General features: G+C 73.1%; 15 protein-coding genes, 1 tRNA gene and 1 pseudogene. 10 read left to right on the plus strand and 7 right to left on the minus strand.

All coding sequences use genetic code 11. From position 1 onward, the window contains the following. Window positions 1-10: 10 nt before the first annotated feature. The 3 genes from GGE06_RS01455 to GGE06_RS01465 all read left to right on the plus strand — a co-directional run bounded on the left by GGE06_RS01455 (window position 11) and on the right by GGE06_RS01465 (window position 3,422). Window positions 11-1,477 carry an MFS transporter gene (locus GGE06_RS01455; RefSeq protein ID WP_184929852.1) on the plus strand — a complete coding sequence of 489 codons (1,467 nt, stop codon included), beginning with the start codon at window positions 11-13 and terminating at the stop codon, window positions 1,475-1,477. 36 nt (window positions 1,478-1,513) lie between these two features. Continuing rightward, window positions 1,514-2,614 carry a 3-dehydroquinate synthase gene (gene aroB / locus GGE06_RS01460; protein ID WP_116160925.1) on the plus strand — a complete coding sequence of 367 codons (1,101 nt, stop codon included), beginning with the start codon at window positions 1,514-1,516 and terminating at the stop codon, window positions 2,612-2,614. A 229-nt stretch (window positions 2,615-2,843) separates the two neighbouring features. Further along, entirely contained in the window at window positions 2,844-3,422 is a 579-nt protein-coding gene (locus GGE06_RS01465) for a hypothetical protein (protein WP_184929853.1), read from the plus strand. A 39-nt stretch (window positions 3,423-3,461) separates the two neighbouring features. Here the strand turns inward: GGE06_RS01465 and GGE06_RS01470 are convergent, their stop codons facing one another. Beyond that, window positions 3,462-4,223: an AfsR/SARP family transcriptional regulator gene (locus tag GGE06_RS01470; RefSeq protein ID WP_246532286.1), complete on the minus strand. Its 762-nt coding sequence runs from the start codon at window positions 4,221-4,223 to the stop codon at window positions 3,462-3,464. A 150-nt stretch (window positions 4,224-4,373) separates the two neighbouring features. Here GGE06_RS01470 and GGE06_RS01475 point away from each other — a divergent pair, with 150 nt between their 5' ends. Next, window positions 4,374-7,358, plus strand: coding sequence for an AfsR/SARP family transcriptional regulator (locus GGE06_RS01475; RefSeq protein ID WP_184929854.1), 2,985 nt, complete (start codon window positions 4,374-4,376; stop codon window positions 7,356-7,358). Between the two features lie 13 nt (window positions 7,359-7,371). Here GGE06_RS01475 and GGE06_RS01480 read toward each other — a convergent pair whose 3' ends face one another. From GGE06_RS01480 to GGE06_RS43960, 5 genes are all read right to left on the minus strand, one after another. Further along, complete coding sequence (locus GGE06_RS01480) at window positions 7,372-7,527, minus strand: hypothetical protein (RefSeq protein WP_181924629.1); 156 nt, start codon at window positions 7,525-7,527, stop codon at window positions 7,372-7,374. A gap of 243 nt (window positions 7,528-7,770) precedes the next feature. Beyond that, window positions 7,771-10,155, minus strand: coding sequence for a proprotein convertase P-domain-containing protein (locus tag GGE06_RS01485; RefSeq protein ID WP_312882996.1), 2,385 nt, complete (start codon window positions 10,153-10,155; stop codon window positions 7,771-7,773). Window positions 10,156-10,360: 205 nt separating this feature from the next. Next, entirely contained in the window at window positions 10,361-11,971 is a 1,611-nt protein-coding gene (locus GGE06_RS01490) for a phospholipase A2 (protein ID WP_312882997.1), read from the minus strand. Window positions 11,972-12,247: 276 nt separating this feature from the next. After that, the gene (locus GGE06_RS42195) at window positions 12,248-12,883 is read right to left on the minus strand and encodes a hypothetical protein (protein ID WP_246532287.1); all 636 of its coding nucleotides are present in this window, start codon (window positions 12,881-12,883) and stop codon (window positions 12,248-12,250) included. Window positions 12,884-12,951: 68 nt separating this feature from the next. Next, entirely contained in the window at window positions 12,952-13,626 is a 675-nt protein-coding gene (locus tag GGE06_RS43960) for a hypothetical protein (RefSeq protein ID WP_376773482.1), read from the minus strand. Between the two features lie 81 nt (window positions 13,627-13,707). On the opposite strand from GGE06_RS43960, the pseudogene GGE06_RS01505 reads away from it, so the two are divergent. Beyond that, window positions 13,708-13,851 (plus strand): annotated as a pseudogene (locus GGE06_RS01505) (GNAT family N-acetyltransferase); the annotation flags it as partial. 264 nt (window positions 13,852-14,115) lie between these two features. Here the strand turns inward: GGE06_RS01505 and GGE06_RS01510 are convergent. Further along, a tRNA-Arg gene (locus tag GGE06_RS01510) sits at window positions 14,116-14,188 on the minus strand. Between the two features lie 301 nt (window positions 14,189-14,489). Here GGE06_RS01510 and GGE06_RS01515 point away from each other — a divergent pair. The 5 genes from GGE06_RS01515 to ettA all read left to right on the plus strand — a co-directional run bounded on the left by GGE06_RS01515 (window position 14,490) and on the right by ettA (window position 22,170). Then, window positions 14,490-16,115 (plus strand): dynamin family protein, encoded by a 1,626-nt coding sequence (locus tag GGE06_RS01515; protein ID WP_116160949.1) that lies wholly within the window; start codon window positions 14,490-14,492, stop codon window positions 16,113-16,115. A gap of 1 nt (window position 16,116) precedes the next feature. Next, window positions 16,117-17,931, plus strand: coding sequence for a YfjP family GTPase (locus GGE06_RS01520; RefSeq protein ID WP_116160950.1), 1,815 nt, complete (start codon window positions 16,117-16,119; stop codon window positions 17,929-17,931). Window positions 17,932-18,081: 150 nt separating this feature from the next. Next, a complete protein-coding gene (locus GGE06_RS01525; RefSeq protein WP_116160951.1) occupies window positions 18,082-18,573 on the plus strand; it encodes a single-stranded DNA-binding protein in 492 nt (163 codons plus the stop codon). A 276-nt stretch (window positions 18,574-18,849) separates the two neighbouring features. Then, on the plus strand, window positions 18,850-20,223 hold the full coding sequence (locus GGE06_RS01530) for an LAETG motif-containing sortase-dependent surface protein (RefSeq protein ID WP_312882998.1): 1,374 nt from the start codon (window positions 18,850-18,852) through the stop codon (window positions 20,221-20,223). A gap of 282 nt (window positions 20,224-20,505) precedes the next feature. After that, a complete protein-coding gene (ettA, locus tag GGE06_RS01535; protein ID WP_116160953.1) occupies window positions 20,506-22,170 on the plus strand; it encodes an energy-dependent translational throttle protein EttA in 1,665 nt (554 codons plus the stop codon). Window positions 22,171-22,174 lie beyond the last annotated feature (4 nt).

Below are 22,174 nucleotides of genomic sequence, written 5' to 3' on the forward strand. Positions count from 1 at the left end.
CATCGGCCTCATGAGTGAGTCGACACAGAGCCGGCCCGTCGAGGCCCGCCTCGCAGCCACCCCACAGCCCGCCCCGGACGACGCCGAGCGGAACCGCCAGAACAACCGCATGCTGGTCGTGATGCTGGGCGCGGTCTTCATGGCCCTGCTCGACTCGACCATCGTGAACGTCGCCACACCGACCATCCGTACCGACCTCGGCACCACCGGCTCGGCGCTCCAGCTGATCGTCTCCAGCTACACGATCGCGTACGCCACGCTCCTGGTCACCGGGGCCCGCCTCGGCGCCCGCAACGGCTTCCGGGCGATGTTCCTCTTCGGCCTCGTCACCTTCACGGCGGCCTCGCTCGCCTGCGGCCTCGCGCCGAACGCGGCGACGCTGATCGGCGCGCGCGTCGTGCAGGGCGTCGGCGCGGCGATGATGATGCCGCAGATCTACAGCATGATCCAGCTGCGCTTCGAAGGCGCCGCCCGGGGCAGGGCGCTGAGCCTGTACGCGGCCGTCATCGGGCTCGGCGTCGTGGTCGGCCAGGTCGCCGGCGGCTTCCTCGTCAGCGCGGACCTGTTCGGCGCCGGCTGGCGGCCGGTGTTCCTGATCAACGTGCCGGTGGGCGTGGTCCTGGTGATCGCCGGACTCCGGCTGCTCCCGCAGGGCAAGCCCCCGAAGCCCAAGGGCCTCGACCTCCCCGGCCTCGTCACGCTGACCGCCGCGCTCCTGCTGCTCGTCGTGCCGCTGGTGATGGGCCACGAGCAGGACTGGCCGCTGTGGATGAAGATCTCCCTCGTCGCCTCGGTCCCCGCGTTCGTCCTCTTCGCCCTCGTCGAGCGCGCGGTCGCGCGCCGCGGCGGCGCGCCGCTGGTGCCGGCGCGGGTCCTCAAGACGCCCGGCCTGGTGTCCGGCGCGTCCGCGAACTTCTTCGCGATGGCGGGGTACGCGGGCTTCCTGTTCGCCTTCTCGCAGTACATGCAGTCGGGGCTCGGCGAGTCCGCGACCCGGACCGGCCTGACGTTCGCGCCGCTCGCGATCGGCGTCGCCACCGGCAGCCTCACCTGGCAGAAGGTGCCCGAGCGCTTCCACCGGGCGATGATCGCCACCGCGTGCGTGGTCGCCGCCCTCGGGTACCTCGGCATCGGCTTCGACATGCGCTCGGGCGGGCACGGAGGCATCGCGCTCCCGGCCCTCCAGCTGGTGGTCGGCATCGGCATGGGCTACATCACGAGCCCGCTGCTCACGGTGGCCCTGGCCCAGGTGAAGCCCGCCGACGCGGCGGACGCCAGCGGCGTGATGACCACGACCGCGCAGGTCGCGCAGGTGCTCGGCGTGGCGACGTACGGCAGCGTGTACCTGAGCTCGGCCGACGGCGGGGCGGCCGACTCCTCGGCGCACGCCGTCTTCGTGACCGCCGTCCTCGTCACGGTCGGGGCGCTGGTCAGCGCGCTGGCGGCCCTGAAGCTGCCGCGCAGGCAGCACGACTGACTCCTGTCCCCCCAACTCCCGGAGAACGGAGTCCCCATGGCAGTCGCCGGTCTCGTGACGGCACGCATCCGGGTCGGCGGGTCGCCCGGCACCGATCCGTACGAGGTGCTGATGGGCCGCCAACTGCTCAGCGAGGTACCGGAGCTGATCGGGCAGGAGGCCAGGCGGGTGGCCGTGCTGCACCCGGAGGCGCTGGCCGCCACGGCCGAGGCGCTCCGGGCCGATCTGACCGCCCAGGGGTACGAAGTGCTCGCGATCCGGCTGCCGGACGCGGAGGACGCGAAGACCGCCGAGGTCGCCGCGGACTGCTGGAAGGCACTGGGCCGGGCCCGCTTCACCCGCACGGACGTGATCGTGGGCGTGGGCGGCGGCGCCACCACGGACCTCGCGGGCTTCGTCGCCGCGACGTGGCTGCGCGGGGTGCGCTGGATCGCGGTGCCCACGACCACGCTGGCCATGGTGGACGCGGCGGTCGGCGGCAAGACCGGCATCAACACGGCCGAGGGCAAGAACCTCGTCGGCGCCTTCCACCCGCCCGCGGGCGTCCTGTGCGACCTCGCCGTCCTGGAGTCGCTGCCGGCGCACGAGTACGCGGGCGGGCTCGCCGAGATCATCAAGGCGGGGTTCATCGCGGACCCGGTCATCCTCGACCTGATCGAGGCGGACCCGGCCGCGGCCCGCACCCCCGCCGGCCCGCACACCGCCGAACTGATCGAGCGGTCCATCCGGGTCAAGGCCGGCGTCGTCTCCTCCGACCTCAAGGAGAAGGGCCGCCGGGAGATCCTCAACTACGGCCACACCCTCGCCCACGCCATCGAGAAGAACGAGCACTACCGCTGGCGGCACGGCGCGGCCGTCTCCGTCGGCATGGTCTTCGCCGCCGAACTGTCCCACCTCACGGGCCACCTCGACGCCACGACCACCGCCCGCCACCGCACCCTCCTGGAGTCGGTGGGCCTCCCCCTCACCTACCGGGGCGCCCCGTGGCCGAAGCTCCTGGACACGATGCGCCTGGACAAGAAGTCCCGGGGCGACATGCTCCGCTTCGTCATCCTCACGGCCCCCGCCGCCCCCACGGTCCTGGAGGCCCCGGCCCCGTCGGCCCTCCTCGCCGCGTACGAGAAGATCGCCACCTGACCGATTCGACCATCCACATCTGCAAGGGGCGGGACCCGGAGCGTGCCCAGGACCCGTTCCGCGCCGGCTGCGCAACGGCAAGGTCCGTCACCGTCCCTGCCGTCGGCTTGTAGATGCCGGTGGCGTCGGAGAAGGCAGTGGGTGCGGAGAAAATACAGAACCCGTGCAGCCTCCTCCGCGACGTTGGTCCTTCGACCCCGCACCCCGGGGACCGGTGGGAGGAGCGAGCATGGGGACGGTACGGGACGCCGTACTCGACTACGCCGAGGGCACCTTACGGCTGCTGCCCGGCCAGACCGCGGTGACCTCCGCGGTGCTCCAGGGGCCGCCCGCAGCCCTCCTGGAGCGGATTCCGCAGCTGGTGCGCGGTTTCGCGGGCGAACGGACCGACGGCGGGGCCCTGTTCCGCGCGGCGGCCGGACTTCCCGGCGAGACGGCCGCCCCGGGCCCGGCCGCCGGGGCGGACGACGGGCGCGGCTGCGCCCTGGTGCAGTCCCTGCCCGCGCTGAGCCGGGAGTCGGAGGGGAGCGCGATGGCCTCCCGGGCGGACCGGCTCGCCGAGGCCGCCGACCGGCTGCACTGGGAGCTGGCCGAGCACGGGGACCTCCCCGAAGACCCCGCCGCCGGCCGCCTCGCCGCCCGCTACGCGCTCTGCTACGCCGGGGCCGCCCTCCTCTGGCTGTGGCGGGCGGGCGGGGAGAGCCGCCCGGAGTGGACGTACGAGGCCGTGGACGCCGTCCTGGCGGCACTGGAAGACCCCGCTCACGTGCCGGACGTCCCGGCCGCGCTTGCCGTGCTTCCCGCCTGAGGACCGCGGACGGCGCGCTTCAGGCCGCTTCAGGCGGCTTCAGGCGGCGAGTTCACCCGCCAGGACCTGCTGGAAGGTGCGGGTGAGCAGGGGGCCGGGGTCGACGCCCAGCCGGTCGGCGAGCAGTTCCCGGCCGGAGTGGAACTGGAGCAGCGCCGCCGCGGGCTGGCCCGCACGGCACTGGGCGGTCATCAGCAGGCAGCGGAACCGCTCCCGCAGCGGGTACCGGACCACCAGTCCCGTCAGTTCGGCGACGAGCCCGTGCGGCAGCCCGGTGGCGAGCTCCGCCTCGGCCCGGTCCTCCAGGGCGGTCAGCCGGGCCTCCTCCAGCCAGGGGCGTTCCTCCTGGGCCAGCTGCTCGGTGGTGTCGGCCAGGGCCTCGCCCTGCCAGAGGTCGAGCGCCGAACGCAGGACGGCGGCGGCCCGTCGCGCGTCCCCCTGTCGCAGCAGCGTGCCCCCGAGCGCGGTGCGCTCCGCGAACAGGTGGTGGTCGCAGACCAGTTGCCCCGGGACGGCCGACAGGCGGTAGCCGCGTCCCACCCGCTCCAGCCGGGCGGCCCCGTCGAGCGGGGCGCGCAGCCGGGAGGCGTAGGTGTGCAGCTGGGCGACGGAGCGGGCCGGGGGGCGCTCGCCCCACAGGGCGCGGATCAGGCGGCCGTCCGGGACGACCCGTCCCTCGGCGAGCAGCAGTGCGGCGAGGACCGTGCGGGGCTTCGCGCCGCCCAGGGCGTTCTCCGCGCCCCCCGACGCGGCCCGGACGCGGACCGGTCCGAGCAGTGCTGTCTCCAGGAAGGGCGTCATGGGGAGCGACCGTAGGCGGACGGCTCATCCTCTCGGTATCGGCCGCTTATCGGCGGTCCGGGCCGCCCGCTCGGACGGGGCCCGTTCCCCCTGTCGAACTCGTGTTCCACACATTATGATCATGACAACTTTCAGGGAGGGGGGCCCGGGTTGGCGTCGATACGGTTCGGTCTGCTCGGGGCACTCCGGCTGACCTGCGAGGACCGGGAGATCCGGCTCGGCGGCGGCCGTCAGCGTGCGGTGCTGGCCCTGCTCCTGCTGCGGCACGGCCGCACGGTCTCGGTGGACGAGCTCGCGGAGACCGTCTGGGACGGTTCGCCGCCGCCCACCGCCCGGACCCAGATCTCCATCTGCGTCGCCCAGCTGCGCAAGCTGTTCCGGGAGGCGGGCGTCGACGGCGAGGTCATCGCCACCTCCCACCCCGGGTACCGGCTCGACACCGAGGGCCACGGACTCGACCTCGTCGACTTCCTCTCGCTGACCGGGCACGCCTCCGCGCTGGCGGGCTCCGGCCGCTCGGCGGAGGCCGCCGACGCCTACCGCCTGGCCCTCGCCCTGTGGCGGGGCCCCGCCCTGGACGGCCTGACCGGTTACGCGCTGGAGCAGGAGGCCTGCTGGCTGGAGGAGCAGCGGCTGACCGCGCTGGACGGCCACGCCGAACTGCGGCTCGCCCTGGGCCGCCACCAGGAGCTCACCGCCGAACTGGCCGCCCTGGTCAGGGAGCACCCGCTGCGGGAGCGCACCCGGCACTCGCTGATGCTCGCCCAGTACCGCTCCGGCCGCCGCGCCGACGCCCTGGAGACCTTCCGCGTCGGGCACCAGCTGAGCATCGACGAGCTGGGGCTCGAACCCGGCACCGCACTGCGGGAGCTGCACCACGCGGTCCTCTGCGAGGACCCGGCCATCGCGGCCCCGCCGACCGTCCCCGAGCCTGTCGCACCTGTCGCACCTGTCGCACCTGCCGTGCCCGTCGCACACGTCACGGCCGAGGAGTCGGCGGGCCAGCCGGAGACCTCGCCCGCGGACTCCCCGGGCGAGGCCTCCGCCCCCGTCGACCGCGGCCCCGCCCTGCCCGCCCCGCCCCTCGCCCCGTCCGACCTTCCCCCGAACATCCCCTCCTTCACCGGCCGCACCGCCGAGATCGAGGTTCTCGACGCCCTGCTCGACGGCCGCCCCGACGGCGAGCCGCCCCGGGTCGCCCTGGTCACCGGGGTGGCCGGGATCGGCAAGACCGCGCTGGCCGTGCACTGGTCGCACCGTGCCGCCGCCTCCTTCCCGGACGGCTGCCTCCACGTGGACCTGGGCTCCGCCCCGGCCGCCCCCGGCGAGGTCCTGGGCCGCCTCCTGCGCTCGCTCGGCGCGCCCGGCGAACGGCTGCCCGACGACGAGGCGTCCCGGATCTCGCTCTACCGCAGGCTGCTGCGAGGCCGCCGGGTCCTCGTCGTCCTGGACGACGCCTCCTCGTTCGCGCAGGTCGCCCCGCTGCTGCCGGCCAACGGCGGCTGCTGTGTCGTCGTCACCAGCCGGGAGAGCATGGAGGAGCTGGTGCTGCGGCACGGCGCCGTCCGGGTGCCGCTCGGGGTGCTGGACCGGGCCGACTCCACCGCCCTGCTCGACCGGATCGTCACCGGCGGCCGTACCGCCGCCTCCCGCGCGCAGACGGCGCGGCTGGCCGAACTCTGCGACGGGCTGCCGCTCGCCCTCTGCATCGCTGCCGCCCGGCTGGCCACCCGCCCGCATTGGACCGTGCGTCGCCTCGCCGACCGGCTCGCCGACGAGCACCGCCGCCTGGACGAGCTCAGCCTCGGCGGGAGCAGGGTCCGGGCCAGCTTCGAGCTGAGCCACGGCTGCCTGTCGCCGCGCCTCGCCTCCGTGTACCGGCGACTCTCCCTGCTGGACGTCCCCGACGTGCCGGCCTGGGCCGTCGCCGCCCTCCTGGACTGCCCGGTGGAGACGGCCGAGCAGTACCTGGACGAACTCACCGACGCCCACCTCCTGGAGGTCTCCGGCCCGGACGCCACCGGCCAGTACCGCTACCGCTTCCAGAGCCTGCTCCGCCTCTACGCGCGCGAACGCGCTCAGGAGGACCCCGACCGCCCGGCCGCAGAGGCGGCCCGGGACCGGGCCCTGCACAGCTGGTTGACCGTCGCCGAGGCCGCCCACCGCCGCGAGTACGGCGGTGACCACTCCGTGGTGCACGGCCCGGCCCCCCGTCCGCACGTCGACCGGGACCTCTTGGACGACCTGCTGGCCCGCCCGCTGGACTGGTTCGACTCCGAACGCCACTGCCTGGTGGCGGCCGTCACCCAGTCCGCCCGGCTGGGACTCGCCGCGCTCGCCTGGGACCTGGCCGCCTCCACCGTCGGCTTCTGCGAGATCCGCAGCAACACCGACGACTGGCGCCGCCTCTGCGAGGAGGGCCTGGCGGCCTCCCGGGCCGCCGGGGACCGGCAGGGCGAGGGCGTGATGCTCGGCGAGCTGGGCGCCGCCCTGCTCTACCGGGGCGAGTCGGAGGCCTCGGTCCGGCTCCTGGAGGAGGCGGACGGCGTACTGCGGGCCGGCGGCGAGGTCTACGGGGCCGCGCTGAACGCCTGCAAGCTGGCCGTCGTGGTCCGCCAGCGGGGCGACGCGGGCGCGGCACGCGCGCTCCTGGACGGGGCGCTGCCCGCGCTGCGGGCCGCCGGGGACCTCTCTGCGCAGGCCCACGCGCTCAACAACCTCGCCCAGATCGCCCTGGACGCGGGGGACCTGGAGGAGGCCGTACGCCTCGGCCGGGAGGCGGTCGCGCTGGCCCGGGGGCTGGGCGCGACCCGGGGCGCGGCCCAGGCCTTCCACCGGCTGGGGCGGGCCCTGCTGGCGGCCGGGCGGCTGCCGGAGGCGGAGGAGGCCCTGACCGAGGCGGCCGGAATCGTCCGCGCCAAGCGCGACCGGCTGGGCATGGCCTACGTCCTGCTGGGGCTGGCCGAGGCCCGCCTGCGGGCCGGCCGCGCCGACCGGGCCGACGAGGACCTCACCGCCGCCCTCGCCCTGGCCGAGGAGACCGGCAGCACCGTCCTCATGGGCCGCCTGCACCTGCTCCGGGTCGAACTCGAGGAGGCGCGGGCACCGGGCGCGGTGCTCCCGCAGGAGGTCTGACCCGGGCGGTCGTTCAGTCCCAGGGCTCGGTCTGGACGACGGCCGTCGTCCCGCCGGCGGCGGCCGTCACCGTCGCCCCGCCGGCCACCGCGGTGCCCGCGGCCAGGACGACACCCGTGACGATCGCCGCGACCGTCATGACCGCCTTGACGAGATGCCCGTTCCCCATGTCCCCACGTCCTCTCACCCTCGCCCACCGGACTCCGGCCCCTTGCCGGTCCGTTCCCCGGGCGACTCGCTCTGACATCGGCAGACATTAGGAGAACGGGACTTCGAGTCCTTATCGGTCCGTTATCCGTCCCCTTCCTCGCCCCTCCGACCTGCGGAAAAGGCGCGGCCCCCAGCGGGGAAGCCGGGGGCCGCGCATGCGGGAGTGGTGCGGAGTGGCCGGGTCAGGTCCGGTCGGGACCGGTCAGAACTTCAGGGTCCAGTGGTCGAGCGTCCCGGAGGAGCCGGCCGAGATGTCCTCGACCCGGAGCTTCCACACCCCGCTCGCCGGGGAGGCGGAGGCGTCCACCGTGTAGACCTGCTGGATCACGCCGTTGCCCTCCTCCTCCACGGACTCCTTGACGAGGTAGACCTTGCCGTCCGGGGCGATCAGGTGGACGTCGAGGTCACCGCGCCAGGTGTGGGTGGCGTGCAGGTACACCTGGAGGTTCTTCGGCGCGTTGCCCGCGATGCCGGTGACGGTGACCGGGACCTCGATGGTGCCCGGGTCCGGGACCGCGTGCGGGGTCTGCACCTCGTACGAGGGGAACGTCATCGACCAGGCGTTGAGGGTGCCGACGGAGCCGGGGGACGGGTCGGAGACCTTCAGCGTCCACTTGCCGTCGGCCGGGGAGGCGGAGGCGTCCACCCGGTACGTCTCGCGGAGCACCCCGCCGTTCTCGGTGGCGGCGGTGGAGGTCGAACGCAGCGGGTAGGTCCGGCCGTCGGGGGAGAGCAGGTCGATCCGGACGTCGCCGCGCCACTCGTGGGTGATGTCCACCGCGACCTGGAGGGCGGCCGGGGCCTTGCCGCCGATGCCGTCCACCGTGAGGTCGGAGGTGACCGACCCGCCGTCCGGGACGCTGAGGTTGCCGGTCATGGCGAAGGGGGTGGGGAAGTTCAGCGACCAGCCGAGGAGGGTGCCCTTGCCGCCGGCGGAGGCGTCCGTGATCTGCAGCTTCCAGGTGCCGGAGGCGGGGGAGGCGGAGGCGTCGACGGTGAAGCCGCCGAGCGCGCCGCCCGTCTCCGTGGCGGAGGTGGACTTCAGGCGGTACAGCCGCCCGTCGGGGGCCACCAGGTCGATCTTGAGGTCGCCGCGCCAGTCGTGGCGGCCCTCCAGCTCGACCCGGAGCGCCTTGGGCGCGTTGCCCGGAACCCCGGTGACGGTCAGCGGGGCCTCCAGGGTGCCCGGGTCCGGGATGGTCCGGTCGGTGTCGTCGAAGACCTGGGAGGGACGCGGCCGGGCGGCCGGCTCCGGCTCCGGGGCGACCGTGCCGACGACGGCCTTGCCGACGTCGATCCGGGGGGTGACGGCCCCGGTGTACGTGATCGGCGTGCCGGTGGTGCCCAGCTTCGCCACCAGGTTCGCGAGGGTCTCCGTCGGGTACTTCTGGCGCAGGAGCGCCAGGGCGCCCGTCACGTGCGGGGCCGCCATCGAGGTGCCGTTCTTCGCCGCGTAGCCGCCGCCCGGGACCGAGGACACCACGGACGTGCCGGGGGCCATCACGTCCAGCAGCGGGCCGCGGTTGCTGAACGAGGCCACCTGGTCGTCGTCGGTCGTCGCGCCGACCGTCACCGCCGACGGGACGCAGCCGGGGGCGTTGACCGCGTCGCCGTACCCGTTGTTGCCGGCGGCGACGACGGTCGCCACGCCCACCGAGTACAGGCTGTCGATCACGGACTTGCGGGGGTCGGTGTCGCAGGCCGTGGTCCAACGGCCCGCGCCCAGCGACATGTTGGCCGCGATGATGTCCATGCCGGACTGCTTCAGCGCGTACACCTTCTCCAGCGCCTTGATCTGCGAGCTGGTGAAGCTCAGCACGCAGGGGCTGTTGCCCGCGCCGCAGTAGTCGTCGGAGTCGAAGCGGGAGAACACCTGCATCGCCACGATGTTCGCGCCCGGGGCCACGCCGCGCTTGGGGGCGCCGCTCAGGCCGGTCCCGTCGCCGGCGGCTATGCCCGCCACGTGGGTGCCGTGCGAGCAGGCCGCGCCCAGTTCCGCGCAGCTGCCCGCGTCGGCGTCGGCGCTGCCGGCGCCCTCCTGGGACGCCTCGCCGTTCGGGCAGAGGCTGGTCGCGCCGTAACTCTCGTCGTTCACCGAGAAGCACGCCTCGGCCGTCACCCGGCCGCCCAGGAAGGGGTGGTTCTTCGCGACACCGGTGTCGATCACCGCGACCGCCGTGCCCGCCCCGGTGGCACCGGCGGCGAAGGCCTTGTCCGCGCCGATCCGGACCGTCGACTCGTCCAGCATCGGGGCGACCGGGACGTCCTCCGTCACGCTCACCACGTCCGGGTTGGAGCGGAGTTCGGAGAGTCCCGCCTGGTTCACCGTGAGGGTGACCATCGGCAGCCGGTCGTACGCCACCTCCGTCTCCCCCGCCGTGGCGGCCGTGGCCACGTCGGAGCGGGTCTGGGTCACCACGTTCACCCGGACCGTGCCGCCGCCCGCGGTCCCGGTCTCCAGCGCCGGGTCCACCGGGACCTCGTCGGCGGCCGCCGGGGCCACCCCGACCAGGGGCACCAGGCCCGCCGGCAGTGCGCCGAGCAGCAGGCCCGAGGCCATCGCGACGGCCACAGCAGATCTCTTCACGACAGGCTCCAGGGAGTAGGCACCGAGCGGGCGGTGCCGCGGCGGTAAAAAAGGGGGGAGAGGGGGGGGCAACTCGCTGTTGAGGCCCGCGAGTTCAGGGCCGGAAGTTCAAGGGGGCGGGGCCGTGTGATCAGGCCCCGGGGCGGGGACCGGGCAGCAGCGTCGGTTGCTCAGCTGCCCGGTTCCCCTGCGGTCGCGCGGCCCGTCAGGTGGCGTCGGCACCGTTCTTCGGGTGACCGCCGTAGAAGACACCGAGGTAGTACGAGTACGCGGTGGAGCGGCAGGCGCTCTTCCAGAAGTACGCCGGGCAGGTGTTGTAGTAGAGCATGTTGTAGAACGCGACGTCGGTCGCGATGCCCTTGTTGCGGTCCAGGTAGTAGCGGTAGCCCTTGTAGGTGTTGCCGATCGTCCCGTAGCCGTAGTCGTGCGAGTCACACGCGGTACGGAAGTCCCAGCCGCCGGGCGTGTCGGAGGCGCTGGTGCAGTGGTCCTTGTAGATGCCCATGACCCAGGCGCCGGTCGGGGTCCTCTTCCAGCTCGGGTTGCGCCAGCCGTAGTGGGCGACCTTGGTCGCGCAGCCGCTGTACTGGTACCACATCCACGTCTCGGGACGGGAGCAGTAGCTCGGGTAGGCCTGGGCGGAGGTGATCTCACTGCCGGCGAAGTCCTCGGCGGCCGGGGCGACGCCCTCCGCCTGGGCCAGGCTGGGGGCGCCCTGGACGGCGCTTCCGGCCTCCGGGCGGATGCCGGTGGTCTCCACCGACTGCGGGGCGGCCGCGTCACCGGAGTAGGTCAGCTGCCAGGACGCGCCGTCCTCGGCGGAGGCGGAGACCACCCGGTCGGAGGCGTCGTAGCTGTACGTGTTGAGCTGGCCGCCGGACGCCGGGTCGACGACCTTGCGGAGCAGGCCGGAGCCGTCGTACGAGTAGCGGGCCAGGGTCTGCACGGTCTGGCCGACGGTGACGGTGATGTCCTTGACCTGGCCCGCGACGTCGCCGAGGGTCTGGCCGGAGGCCGTGGTGGCGGCCGCGTAGTTGACCTTCACGGTCTGCGCGGGGATGTCGGCGCGCGCCGGGTCCTTGACCGTGGAGACGCGGCCGACGCTGTCGTAGGTGACCGTCGTCTGCTTGTAGGCGGTGTTGCCGACCGCCGTCACCCGCCAGTTGTCGCCGCTGCCGCCGACCTGCTTCCAGGTGTAGGACGGCTTGAGGGAGGCGGCCGCGATCGGGTTGCCGACGGAGTCCACCGGCACGTCGTCACCGGAGGCGACCTGGGTCAGGTCGACGTTCAGCGTCTCGGTGATCGTCGTCTTCAGGACGCCTGCGAGGTCGTCCCACTGCACGTTCTCCACCAGCGTGGAACCGTCGGACGCCTTGTAGGTGTTGATGCTGCCGCCGTTGGCGCCGGCCACCGAGTCGGTCAGGTCGTAGCGGACGGACTCCGCGGTGTCCAGGTCGGTGGTGGTGATCGAACCGGAGCCGGGGACCAGCTTGCGGTCCAGCTGGCCGCCGACGAACTCGGCCTCCCAGCTGGGACCGAACACCCCGAGGTCGGCGCGGGTGGCCGGGGCGTCCTGGGCCTGGGCGACGCCCGGACCGGTCCCGTCCACCGTGTGGGTGCGGCTCATCAGGCCGTACGACACGTCGTTCTCGGATATCTGGAAGCTGTCGTCGGCCGACTGGTACATGCCCGGGCCGATCAGCTGGATCTCCCCGGTCTCCAGCGCCGGGGAGGGGATGTCCTCGGCGATGGCCGATTGGGGGAGCAGCAGTGCCAGCGACATGGCCGCCACTGCGGGGAGCGCGATTCTGCGCACGTTCGGTTCCTTCGGGTCACCGGCGGCATGCGGTCCAGACCCTCGAGGCCGGCCCCTGTCTCGCCTGTTCGAACCGGTCGTTCTCGGCCGGCGACGAGAAACCTAGGAACCCGCCCCTTCGATCCGTTATGCCTCCGCCATCACCCGCACCGATGCCGCTCCGATGGCACCCGGTTGCCCGTACGGTGACGCCCGCGGACGACCCTCGCGCGTGCCCTGCCGTCCCGCGCCGACTCGTCGCACGGCCCTGTTCCCGTACAGCCATGGCGCCGGTGGTCACTGATCGCGACCTCCGGGTGTGAACGGGCCGGTCGCGGGGGCCACGCACTTGTCGACGACGGTCCCCTCGCCGGCTGCCGAGCCCTCCAGGCAGAGCCGCCCGCCCTTCTCGCGCAGGTCGAGGAAGAAGTGCGTGGTCGCACCGGACCGCTTCAGGTCGTGGATGCGCTCGTCGGCGTAGCCGAGGCCGTTCAGGATCGTCCTGACCTTCGTGGGGGTGGGATCCACCAGATCCAGGAGGGCCCCGGCGACGCGCTCCTCGTGAAGGCCGCCCGCGCACCAGTCACGCGCGTTCAGCTCCACTTCCGGTCCCGCCGTGGGCGCGGTCGGCACGACCATGTCGACCGGCGGCTCCTCGCCGGGCGGTGCCGCCGACGGGCTCGGCGGCGCCACGGGCGGGGCGCCCGGAGGAGGGCACGACTGCTCGATGTGCTCCTGGATCTCCGCGAGGGTCGGAGCAGGCCGCTGACTTCCCACGGCCTCTGCGCGCACGGCCTGCTCTCCGCCGGTGGTCGTCTTCACGGTGCCGCACGCACCGAGTGCCAGCACAGCGAGAGCCGTCATGGCCAGGGTGAGCCGGGGCCGGCGCGAGGAACGGGCGAACATGCCGGCCGAGGAAGGGATTCGTCTCATGTGCACAGCATCTGATCAAGCAGCCCCTTGCGCGTGAGTACGCATACTCACGTGGGCAGGAACAGCACTCAGCCCACGGTGGCCTGGTGGCCGGGGGCTTGGGGGAAGGCACGTGAGGCCGCACTGCCCGAGTACGAGTACAACTCGCCCACGGGCAAGCGCGTGTACGACCTCGCCACACCTGCCTGACGACCTGTCTCGCCAACGGCACCCCGCCCGCGCGGGTCGCCGAACGGGCCGGCAACAGCGCCCCCGCCCTGCTCTCCAGGTACGCCCACCGCGTCACGGACCAGGTCGCCGAACTCCAGCAGCGCATCGAAGAACCCCAGGCCCTGCCCGGTGTGCCGTGCTTTCCCAAGGGCGGCCCTCGGGATCGGCGGCGGTCCGCGCTCGGTGCGTGCGGACCACGGCGACGTCAGCCGCGGCAGCAGCCCGCCGCCGTGTCGTGCTCGGCCAGGGGCGCGGTAGGCGCCGGGGGCGGCGCCGGCCTTGCCGACGTACACCTCCCAGGGCCCCTTGCCGGGGCCGGTGACCCAGACCTCGTCCTGGAGGGCGTAGCAGCAGGAGGTGTCGTTCTCCCCGAAGGCCGCCGGGCCGACGTCCTCGAAGCGGCCGGTGGCGGCGGCGAGGGCCCGTCCCTCCGCGAGGTGACCGACCAGATCGCCGGGGCGGGTGCTCGCGGACGCGATGTTCGGCCGGCCGCCGGCGGCCTCGGCCTGGTCGCGGTCACCTTCGGCCCCCACCCGACCCCCGCCCGTAATCAAGGTCCTCACGATGGAGGCGGTCCAGGCGCCATCACCATGGGCTGCGGGCACGCCTGCCCCGTCTTCCCCGAGAACGCCGCCGGCCTCGCCCTCCACCGGCGGGCCGGCTTCCGCGTGATCGGAACTCGTGAACGCATCGGCCGCCACCACGGCGTCTGGCGCGACGTCCTCCTCCTCGAACGCCGCAGCCCACGGATCACCTGAGAGCGGGAGCGGATCACCAGCCCTCCCCGTCAGAGCAGTTCGCCGGCGGCAGAGAAGAGTGCGCGGACCGGAGCGGCACAGGCGGTGGGCCGTCCCGAAAGCTTCGGGAAGTTTTCGGGAAAACCAGCCACCAGGGATCGTCTATGGCCGGATCCAGCCGGATGGATCCAGCCATCGGAGGCGCCCTGCCCGACTCTGTCGCCCCGGCCGAAAACCATCCCCGACCAGCGAAAAGACCCCTCCCGAAGGAGGGGTCTCGCCGTGCGCCCCCGGCAGGACTCGAACCTGCGGCCAAGTGCTTAGAAGGCACCTGCTCTATCCACTGAGCTACGGGGGCCGGGTGGTGGCCGTGTGGCCAGGAGCCCCTGGTGGGTGGGGTGTGCCTGCCGGGACAAGGATAGGGCTCCGATCGCCTTGGCCCGGTTGCTTCACCTGCGTGGCACGATGTGGAGGTTCGGTGAAGCGAACCGATAATCGCAGGCAGGTGCGATTCGCGCAGCGCTTTTCGCGCCGCTCGGGGCGGGTGTTGTGCACTCGTTATGCCCGACCTTCCGGTCACCGCCCTTCTCTTCGGCGCGCAGGGTCGCAATACGCTTCAAAAACACTCATAAATTGGGCATTCTTCGCATGTGGTGACCTTGGACGAACGGCCTCAGCTGATCGACGCACTCTCCGCCCTGCGCGACCGAGTCGCCGCCGTGCGTCTCCCACTGCCCCTCCCCGACGCGCCCCGCGCCCGCCAGACCCGGGCCGAGTTGCTCGCCCAGCTCGACGACTACCTGGTGCCCCGTCTGAAAGATCCCGACGCCCCGCTCCTCGCCGTCGTCGGCGGGTCCACCGGTGCCGGGAAGTCCACCCTCGTCAACTCCCTTGTGGGGCGCCGCGTCAGCGAGGCGGGCGTGCTCAGGCCCACGACCCGGACGCCCGTGCTCGTCTGCCACCCCGAGGACCACCACTGGTTCGCCGGGATGCGGGTCCTCCCGCAGTTGACCCGCGTCTGGCTGCCCCAGGCCGACGAGGACCACCCCGTCGACGAACCCGCCCCCGAGGAGAACGCGCTGCGCGTCGAGACCGCCGCCTCGCTGCCCCGAGGGCTCGCCCTCCTCGACGCCCCCGACATCGACTCCCTGGTCGTCGAGAACCGGCTCCTGGCCGCCGAGTTGATCTGCGCCGCCGACATCTGGGTCATGGTCACCACCGCCTCGCGGTACGCCGACGCCGTGCCCTGGCACCTGCTCCGTACCGCGAAGGAGTACGACGCCACCCTCGTCACCGTCCTCGACCGCGTCCCCCACCAGGTCATCGGCGAGGTCTCCCGGCAGTACGGGGCCCTGCTCGACAAGGCCGGCCTCGGGCACGTACCCCGGTTCACCATCCCCGAGCTGCCCGAGTCCGCCGGCGGCGGCAGCGGCCTGCTTCCCGACAGCGCCGTCGCCGCGTTCCGCGCCTGGCTCGCCCACCGCGCCCAGGATCCGGCCGCCCGCCAGCAGGCCGCCGACCGCACCGCCTCCGGGGTCATCGACTCCCTCGACACCCGGCTGCCCGAGCTGGCCGGCGCGGTCGCCGCCCAGTACGCCGCCGCCGTCCGCCTCGGCGGCGTCGTCGAGGCCGCGTACGGCGAGCAGGGCCGCCGCGTGCGCAAGGAGCTCGGCCGCGGCGCCGTACTCGCCGGCGACGCCCGCACCCGCTGGCGCGGCTACCCCCGCGACAGCACCGCCGAGGAGCTCCTCGACGCCCTCGCCGAGTCCCTCGCCGCCCTCCTCCACTGCGCGGTCTCCGCCGCCGAGGAGCGCGTCCGGGACACCTGGCGCCGCGAACCCGCCTCAGAGGTCCTCGGCCCGCCGCGGACCGGCGGCGACCGGGAGACGGCCGAGCGGACCGGCGTGGAGGTGCGCCGCTGGCGCCGCGTCCTCGAGGAGCTGGCCGAGGAGGAGGTACGGGGCGTCGACCGCCCCTCCGGGTCCCGAGCCTCCGGGTCCCGTGGCGCCGTCCCCGAGCCCGACACCGTCGCCGCGCTCCTCGCCGCCTCCCTCCTCGGCGGCCGCCGCGCCCGCGCCGCCGGCGAACGCCTCGCCGAACTCCTCGGCGCCCAGTCCGCCCTGCGGCTGCGCGACAAGGGCGGCGAACTCGTCCTCTCGTGCGTCGACCGCGTCCTGCACGCCGAGCGCGACCGCCGCCTCGCCCCCCTCGACGCGCTCGCCGTGACCCCCGAGCCGCAGGCGGAGCTGATCGCCGCGCTCTCCGTACTGCAGAAGGAGAAGTGACGTGGTGGACGACGAGCAGGAGCGCGGCCGCGAGCGCTGGGACGACGGGCTGATCGCGCGACGCGCCGCTGACAAGGCGGCTGACCGGTCCGTAGAGGAGGCGGCGGCCGAGACTCCCGACGAGGACTTCTCCCCGCCCGCCCTCGGCGGCAGCTACGGCGGGCCCCTCCGCGCCCGCCTCGACGCCCTCCACGAGCTCGTCGGACTCTCCCGCACCCGGGTCGAGAGCGAGGCCCTCGCCGAGGCCGGGCGCGTGCTCGACGAGGCCGCCGCCCGTCAGCGGCTCTCCTCCCGGCACACCGTGATCGCCCTCGCCGGAGCCACCGGAAGCGGCAAGTCCACGCTCTTCAACGCCCTCGCCGGCGTGCCCGTCTCCGAGACCGGACTGCGCCGCCCCACCACCTCCGCGCCCATCGCGCTCAGCTGGTCCGAGGGCGCCGCCGGACTCCTCGACCGGCTCGCCGTCCCGAGCAGGCTGCGCCGCCGCCCCCTCGCGGGCGGCGCCGGCGACACCGAGCTCCAGGGCCTCGTCCTCGTCGACCTGCCCGACCACGACTCGGCCGTCACCGCCCACCGCGACCAGGTCGACCGGGTCCTCGGCCTCGTCGACGCCGTGATCTGGGTCGTCGACCCCGAGAAGTACGCCGACGCCGCCCTCCACGAGCGGTACCTGCGGCCCCTCGCCGGGCACGCGGAGGTCACCTTCGTCGTCCTCAACCAGATCGACCGGCTCGGCACCGAGGCGGCCGACCTCGTCCTCGACGACCTGCGCCGCCTCCTCGACGAGGACGGCGTGGCGCTCGGCGAGCACGGCGAGCCGGGGGCCACCGTCCTCGCGCTCTCCGCGCTGACGGGCGAGGGCGTGCCCGAACTGCGCGAGCTCGTCGCCCGGTTCGTCCAGGAACGCACCGCCCCCGAGCGCCGCCTCGCCGCCGACGTCGACTCCGCCGCGGCCCGGCTGCGCCAGGCGTACGTCGCCGACGGGAGGCCCGGCCTCGACGAACGGGCCCGCGACGCCTTCACGGACCGGCTCGCCGTCGCCGTCGGCGCCCAGGCCGCGGGCGAGGCCGCCGAGCGGGTCTGGCGCCGCGGCGCCATCCGCGCCTGCGGCACCCCCTGGCTGCGGCTCTACCGCTGGTACGAGCGGATGCGCGCGCACGGCTCCACCGACCCGCACCTCGCCGCCCCCGCCGAGGACGAGCTGACGGCCCGCCAACGCGTCGAGCAGGCCGTGCGGATCGTCGCCGACGACGCCTCGCGCGGGCTCCCGGCCCCCTGGGCGCAGGCGGTGCGCGAGGCCGCCGCGCGCGGGGCCGACGGGCTGCCGGAGGCCCTCGACGAGCTGACGGTCTCCCTCGGGGACCCGGCGGCCCGGCCGCCCCGGCCCGCCTGGTGGCCCGCGGCCGTCCTCGCCCAGGCGGCGATGACGCTCCTGCAGATCTTCGGCGCGCTCTGGCTGGTGGCGCAGATCGTCGGCGTCGTCCAGCCGGGCCTGCTGCCGCCGGTCCTCGTGATGCTCGGCGGGATCATCGGCGGTCCGCTCGTCGAATGGGCCTGCGAGAGCGCCGTGAAGGGCCCGGCCCGGCGGTACGGGCAGGAGGCCGAGCGCCGCCTGCGGGAGGCGGCCGCCGCCTGCGGCCGGGCCCGGGTCCTCGACCCGGTGGCGGCGGAGCTGATGCGCTACCGGGAGGTCCGCGAGCAGTACGCGACGGTGGTGGGCTCGCGCCCGTCTGCGGCCGCCGCCCGGGTCGTGGGCGGCCGCCGCTCCGGTACGGGCCGGCTGGGCGCGACGCGGGCGGGGGCTCGGGGAAGGTAGGGCGGAGGGGCGCCATCCCCCTTCCGGGTGGGGGAGTTGTCCACAGGTACGGGGCGGTCCACAGGCGCGAGCGGGGTGCGGCCGGCCGCTCCAGCATGGTTCCCACGGGGTGTCCACGCAGCAGGACACCGGGAGAGTGGGGGCGGAACCATGAACGACACGACCGTGACGCTCGTCGGGAACGTGGCGACGGCGGTGGAGTACCGGGACACGGTGACGGGCGGGGTGGCCCGCTTCCGGTTCGCGGTGACCGCGCGCCGCTGGGACCGGGAGCGGGGGCTCTGGACCGATGGGAACACCAGCTTCTACACGGTGTCGGCCTGGCGCTCGCTCGGCGCCAACCTCGCGGCCTCGGTCTCCGTCGGCGAACCGCTCGTGGTGCACGGGCGCCTGAAGGTCCGCGAGGAGGAGCGCGACGGGCAGCGCAAGACCTTCGTGGACGTGGACGCGGTGGCCGTGGGGCACGACCTGAGCCGGGGGACGGCGGCCTTCCGGCGCGCCCCGCGGGCGGAGTCCAGGCTCCAGCCCGAGCCGCAGACCGAGTCCGGGTCCGGGTCCGGGGCGCGACCGGAACAGGACCCGTGGGCGGTGGCGGCGGAGGAGGCGACGGAGGTGAAACCCCAGCTGGTAACCGCGTCCTGACCTTGCGTGGTGGTGATTTGTCGACCAACTCGCCTGGGTGGTAACGATTCCGAGTCGGAATGGTTGTCTGACCGCACGACAGGGCACAGGGGGCTTTCGCGTCCCTAGGATTCCCGAATACTCATGCGGCACGTGAGCCCATCGAGTCTGTGAGTTCTGCTGGCGTGCGCTCCCCCCACGCGAATCGACCAAGTTCGCGGAGCGACGCGCCCGGAGGGGAATCCAATGTTTTCAGTTCGTGGGCGTGGCATTGCCCGCCTGGCAGCCACGATCCTGGTGTCCGGCCTCGTCGCGACCGGTGCGATAGCGACCGCCGGTCCGGCCCTCGCCGATGAAGGTGCCCCGGGTGCCGGCGGTGTCACGGCGAAGTTCGGCGGTTTCACGGAGGACAAGGGCTCCGTCGAGATCACCGAGAAGAACGGCACCAAGTGGTCCGTCGGTGGCGGTCTGTTCAAGATGGAGGTCGATGGCGGGGGCACCCTCTTCACCTACTGCATCGACCTCCGCACCGGCGCGAAGCGCGACTTCGACTACAAGGAAGTCGGCTGGGACGAGTCCTCCCTGCACAACAACGGCAACGCGGGCAAGATCCTCTGGATCCTGGAGAACTCCTACCCGAAGCTGTCCGCCGAGACCCTCGGCGGCAAGGTGGGCGCCGACCTCTCCAAGGGCGAGGCCGCCGCCGGCACCCAGGCCGCGATCTGGACCCTCTCCGACAACGTCGTCGCGACGCCGAAGGACGAGGACGCCGAGAAGCTGAAGGAGTACCTGCTCGAGAAGGCGGTCGAGCTCGACGAGCCGACGGCCTCACTGAGCCTCTCCCCGGCCACCGTCGCGGGCAAGGCCGGCGAGAAGCTCGGCCCGATCACCGTCACCACCAACGCCACCGCCAAGCTCGCGGCCGCCCCGGGCACCCCGGCCGGCGTCCAGGTCGTCGACAAGGCCGGCAAGCCGGTCACCGAGGCCAAGAACGGCGACCAGGTCTACTTCGACGTCCCGGCCGGCACCGCCGACGGCACCGCCGAGCTGACCGCCGAGGCCACCACCAAGGTCTCCCTCGGCCGCGCCTTCGTCTCCATCGACGGCCCCTCGCAGACCCTGATCCTGGCCGGCTCCAGCGACTCCACCGTCACCGCCAAGGCCTCCGCCACGTGGGCCAAGAAGGGTGCCGTCCCGTCCGTCTCGGTCGCGAAGGACTGCGCCAAGGGCGGCCTGGAGGTCATCGCCTCCAACAAGGGCGACGAGGCCTGGACCTTCGACCTGAAGGGCACCTCGTACACGGTCGCCGCCGGTGAGACGAAGAACATCGCCGTCCCGCTCGCCGAGGACGAGGCGTACAAGTTCACGATCACCGGCCCGAACGGCTTCGAGGAGACCTTCGAGGGCGTCCTAGACTGCAAGACGGCCACCCCCGGCCCGAAGCCGTCGGAGACCCCCTCCACCACCCCCTCGGCCACGCCTTCCACCCCGTCGACCACCGCCGGCACCACCGGTGACACCACGGGCGGCACCACGACCGGTGGCGGCGACCTCGCCGAGACCGGCGGCTCCAGCGCCACCCCGATGATCGCCGGCATCGCCGCCGCGCTCGTCGTGGTCGGTGGCGGCGCGGTCTTCTTCCTCCGCAAGAAGAAGACGGCCGGCCAGTAATCCCGGGGGCCACGGACCCAGGCCCCTCGCCACACCAGCGTGACCCCGCACGACCCCGGCCGCACCCGCGCCCGGGGTCGTCGCACGTCCACGGCGGGGAGACGACGAGGAGACGGCGTGGAGGCGGCGCCGAGACCGCGACGAACCGTGACCGCACCGCTACCCAGACGCTCCGAGAACGCGCAGGTCAGGGGCTCCCCCGCCTACTGGTTCGCACCCGGGGGTGGCGGTCAGGCAAGATGGGGTGTATCTGCCCACTCACTCTTTGCCGGACGGTTTCTCTTGGCTGAGTACATCTACACGATGCGCAAGGCGCGCAAGGCGCACGGCGACAAGGTCATCCTGGATGACGTGACGCTGAGCTTCCTGCCGGGCGCGAAGATCGGTGTGGTCGGCCCGAACGGTGCCGGTAAGTCCACCGTTCTGAAGATCATGGCGGGCCTCGAGCAGCCGTCCAACGGTGACGCGTTCCTGTCGCCCGGCTTCTCCGTCGGCATCCTCATGCAGGAGCCGAAGCTCGACGAGTCCAAGACCGTCCTGGAGAACGTCGAGGACGGCGTCGCCGAGATCAAGGGCAAGCTCAACCGGTTCAACGCGATCGCCGAAGAGATGGCGACGAACTACACCGACGAGCTCATGGAGGAGATGGGCAAGCTCCAGGACGACCTGGACCACGCCAACGCGTGGGACCTCGACGCCCAGCTGGAGCAGGCCATGGACGCCCTGGGCTGCCCGCCCGGCGACTGGCCCGTGAACAACCTCTCCGGTGGCGAGAAGCGCCGTGTCGCGCTCTGCAAGCTCCTCCTGGAGGCCCCCGACCTGCTGCTCCTCGACGAGCCCACCAACCACCTCGACGCCGAGTCGGTGAACTGGCTCGAGCAGCACCTCGCCCAGTACAAGGGCACCGTCGTGGCCATCACCCACGACCGGTACTTCCTCGACAACGTCGCCGAGTGGATCCTGGAGCTCGACCGCGGTCGCGCCCACCCCTACGAGGGCAACTACTCGACCTACCTGACGAAGAAGTCCGAGCGCCTCAAGGTCGAGGGCCAGAAGGACGCCAAGCGCGCCAAGCGGCTCAAGGAAGAGCTCGAGTGGGTGCGGTCGAACGCCAAGGGCCGTCAGGCCAAGTCCAAGGCCCGTCTCGCGCGTTACGAGGAGATGGCGGCCGAGGCCGACAAGATGCGGAAGCTGGACTTCGAGGAGATCCAGATCCCGCCGGGCCCGCGTCTGGGCTCCATCGTCGTCGAGGTCGAGAACCTCTCGAAGGCCTTCGGCGACAAGGTCCTCATCGACGACCTGTCCTTCACCCTGCCCCGTAACGGCATCGTCGGCGTCATCGGCCCGAACGGCGCCGGCAAGACCACGCTCTTCAAGATGCTCCAGGGTCTGGAGACCCCGGACTCCGGCTCCGTCAAGGTCGGCGACACCGTCAAGATCTCGTACGTCGACCAGAGCCGCGCCAACATCGACCCGAAGAAGACGCTGTGGGCCGTCGTCTCCGACGAGCTGGACTACATCAACGTCGGCCACGTCGAGATGCCCTCCCGCGCCTACGTCTCCGCGTTCGGCTTCAAGGGCCCGGACCAGCAGAAGCCGGCCGGTGTGCTCTCCGGTGGTGAGCGCAACCGCCTGAACCTCGCGCTCACCCTCAAGCAGGGCGGCAACCTGCTGCTCCTCGACGAGCCGACCAACGACCTCGACGTCGAGACCCTGTCCTCCCTGGAGAACGCGCTCCTCGAGTTCCCCGGTGCGGCCGTGGTCATCTCCCACGACCGCTGGTTCCTCGACCGAGTCGCGACGCACATCCTCGCGTACGAGGGCGACTCGAAGTGGTTCTGGTTCGAGGGCAACTTCGAGTCGTACGAGAAGAACAAGATCGAGCGCCTCGGCCCGGACGCGGCCCGTCCGCACCGCGCCACCTACAAGAAGCTGACCCGAGGCTGATCAC

The sequence above is a fragment of the Streptomyces nymphaeiformis genome, from assembly GCF_014203895.1.
Classification (GTDB): domain Bacteria; phylum Actinomycetota; class Actinomycetes; order Streptomycetales; family Streptomycetaceae; genus Streptomyces; species Streptomyces nymphaeiformis.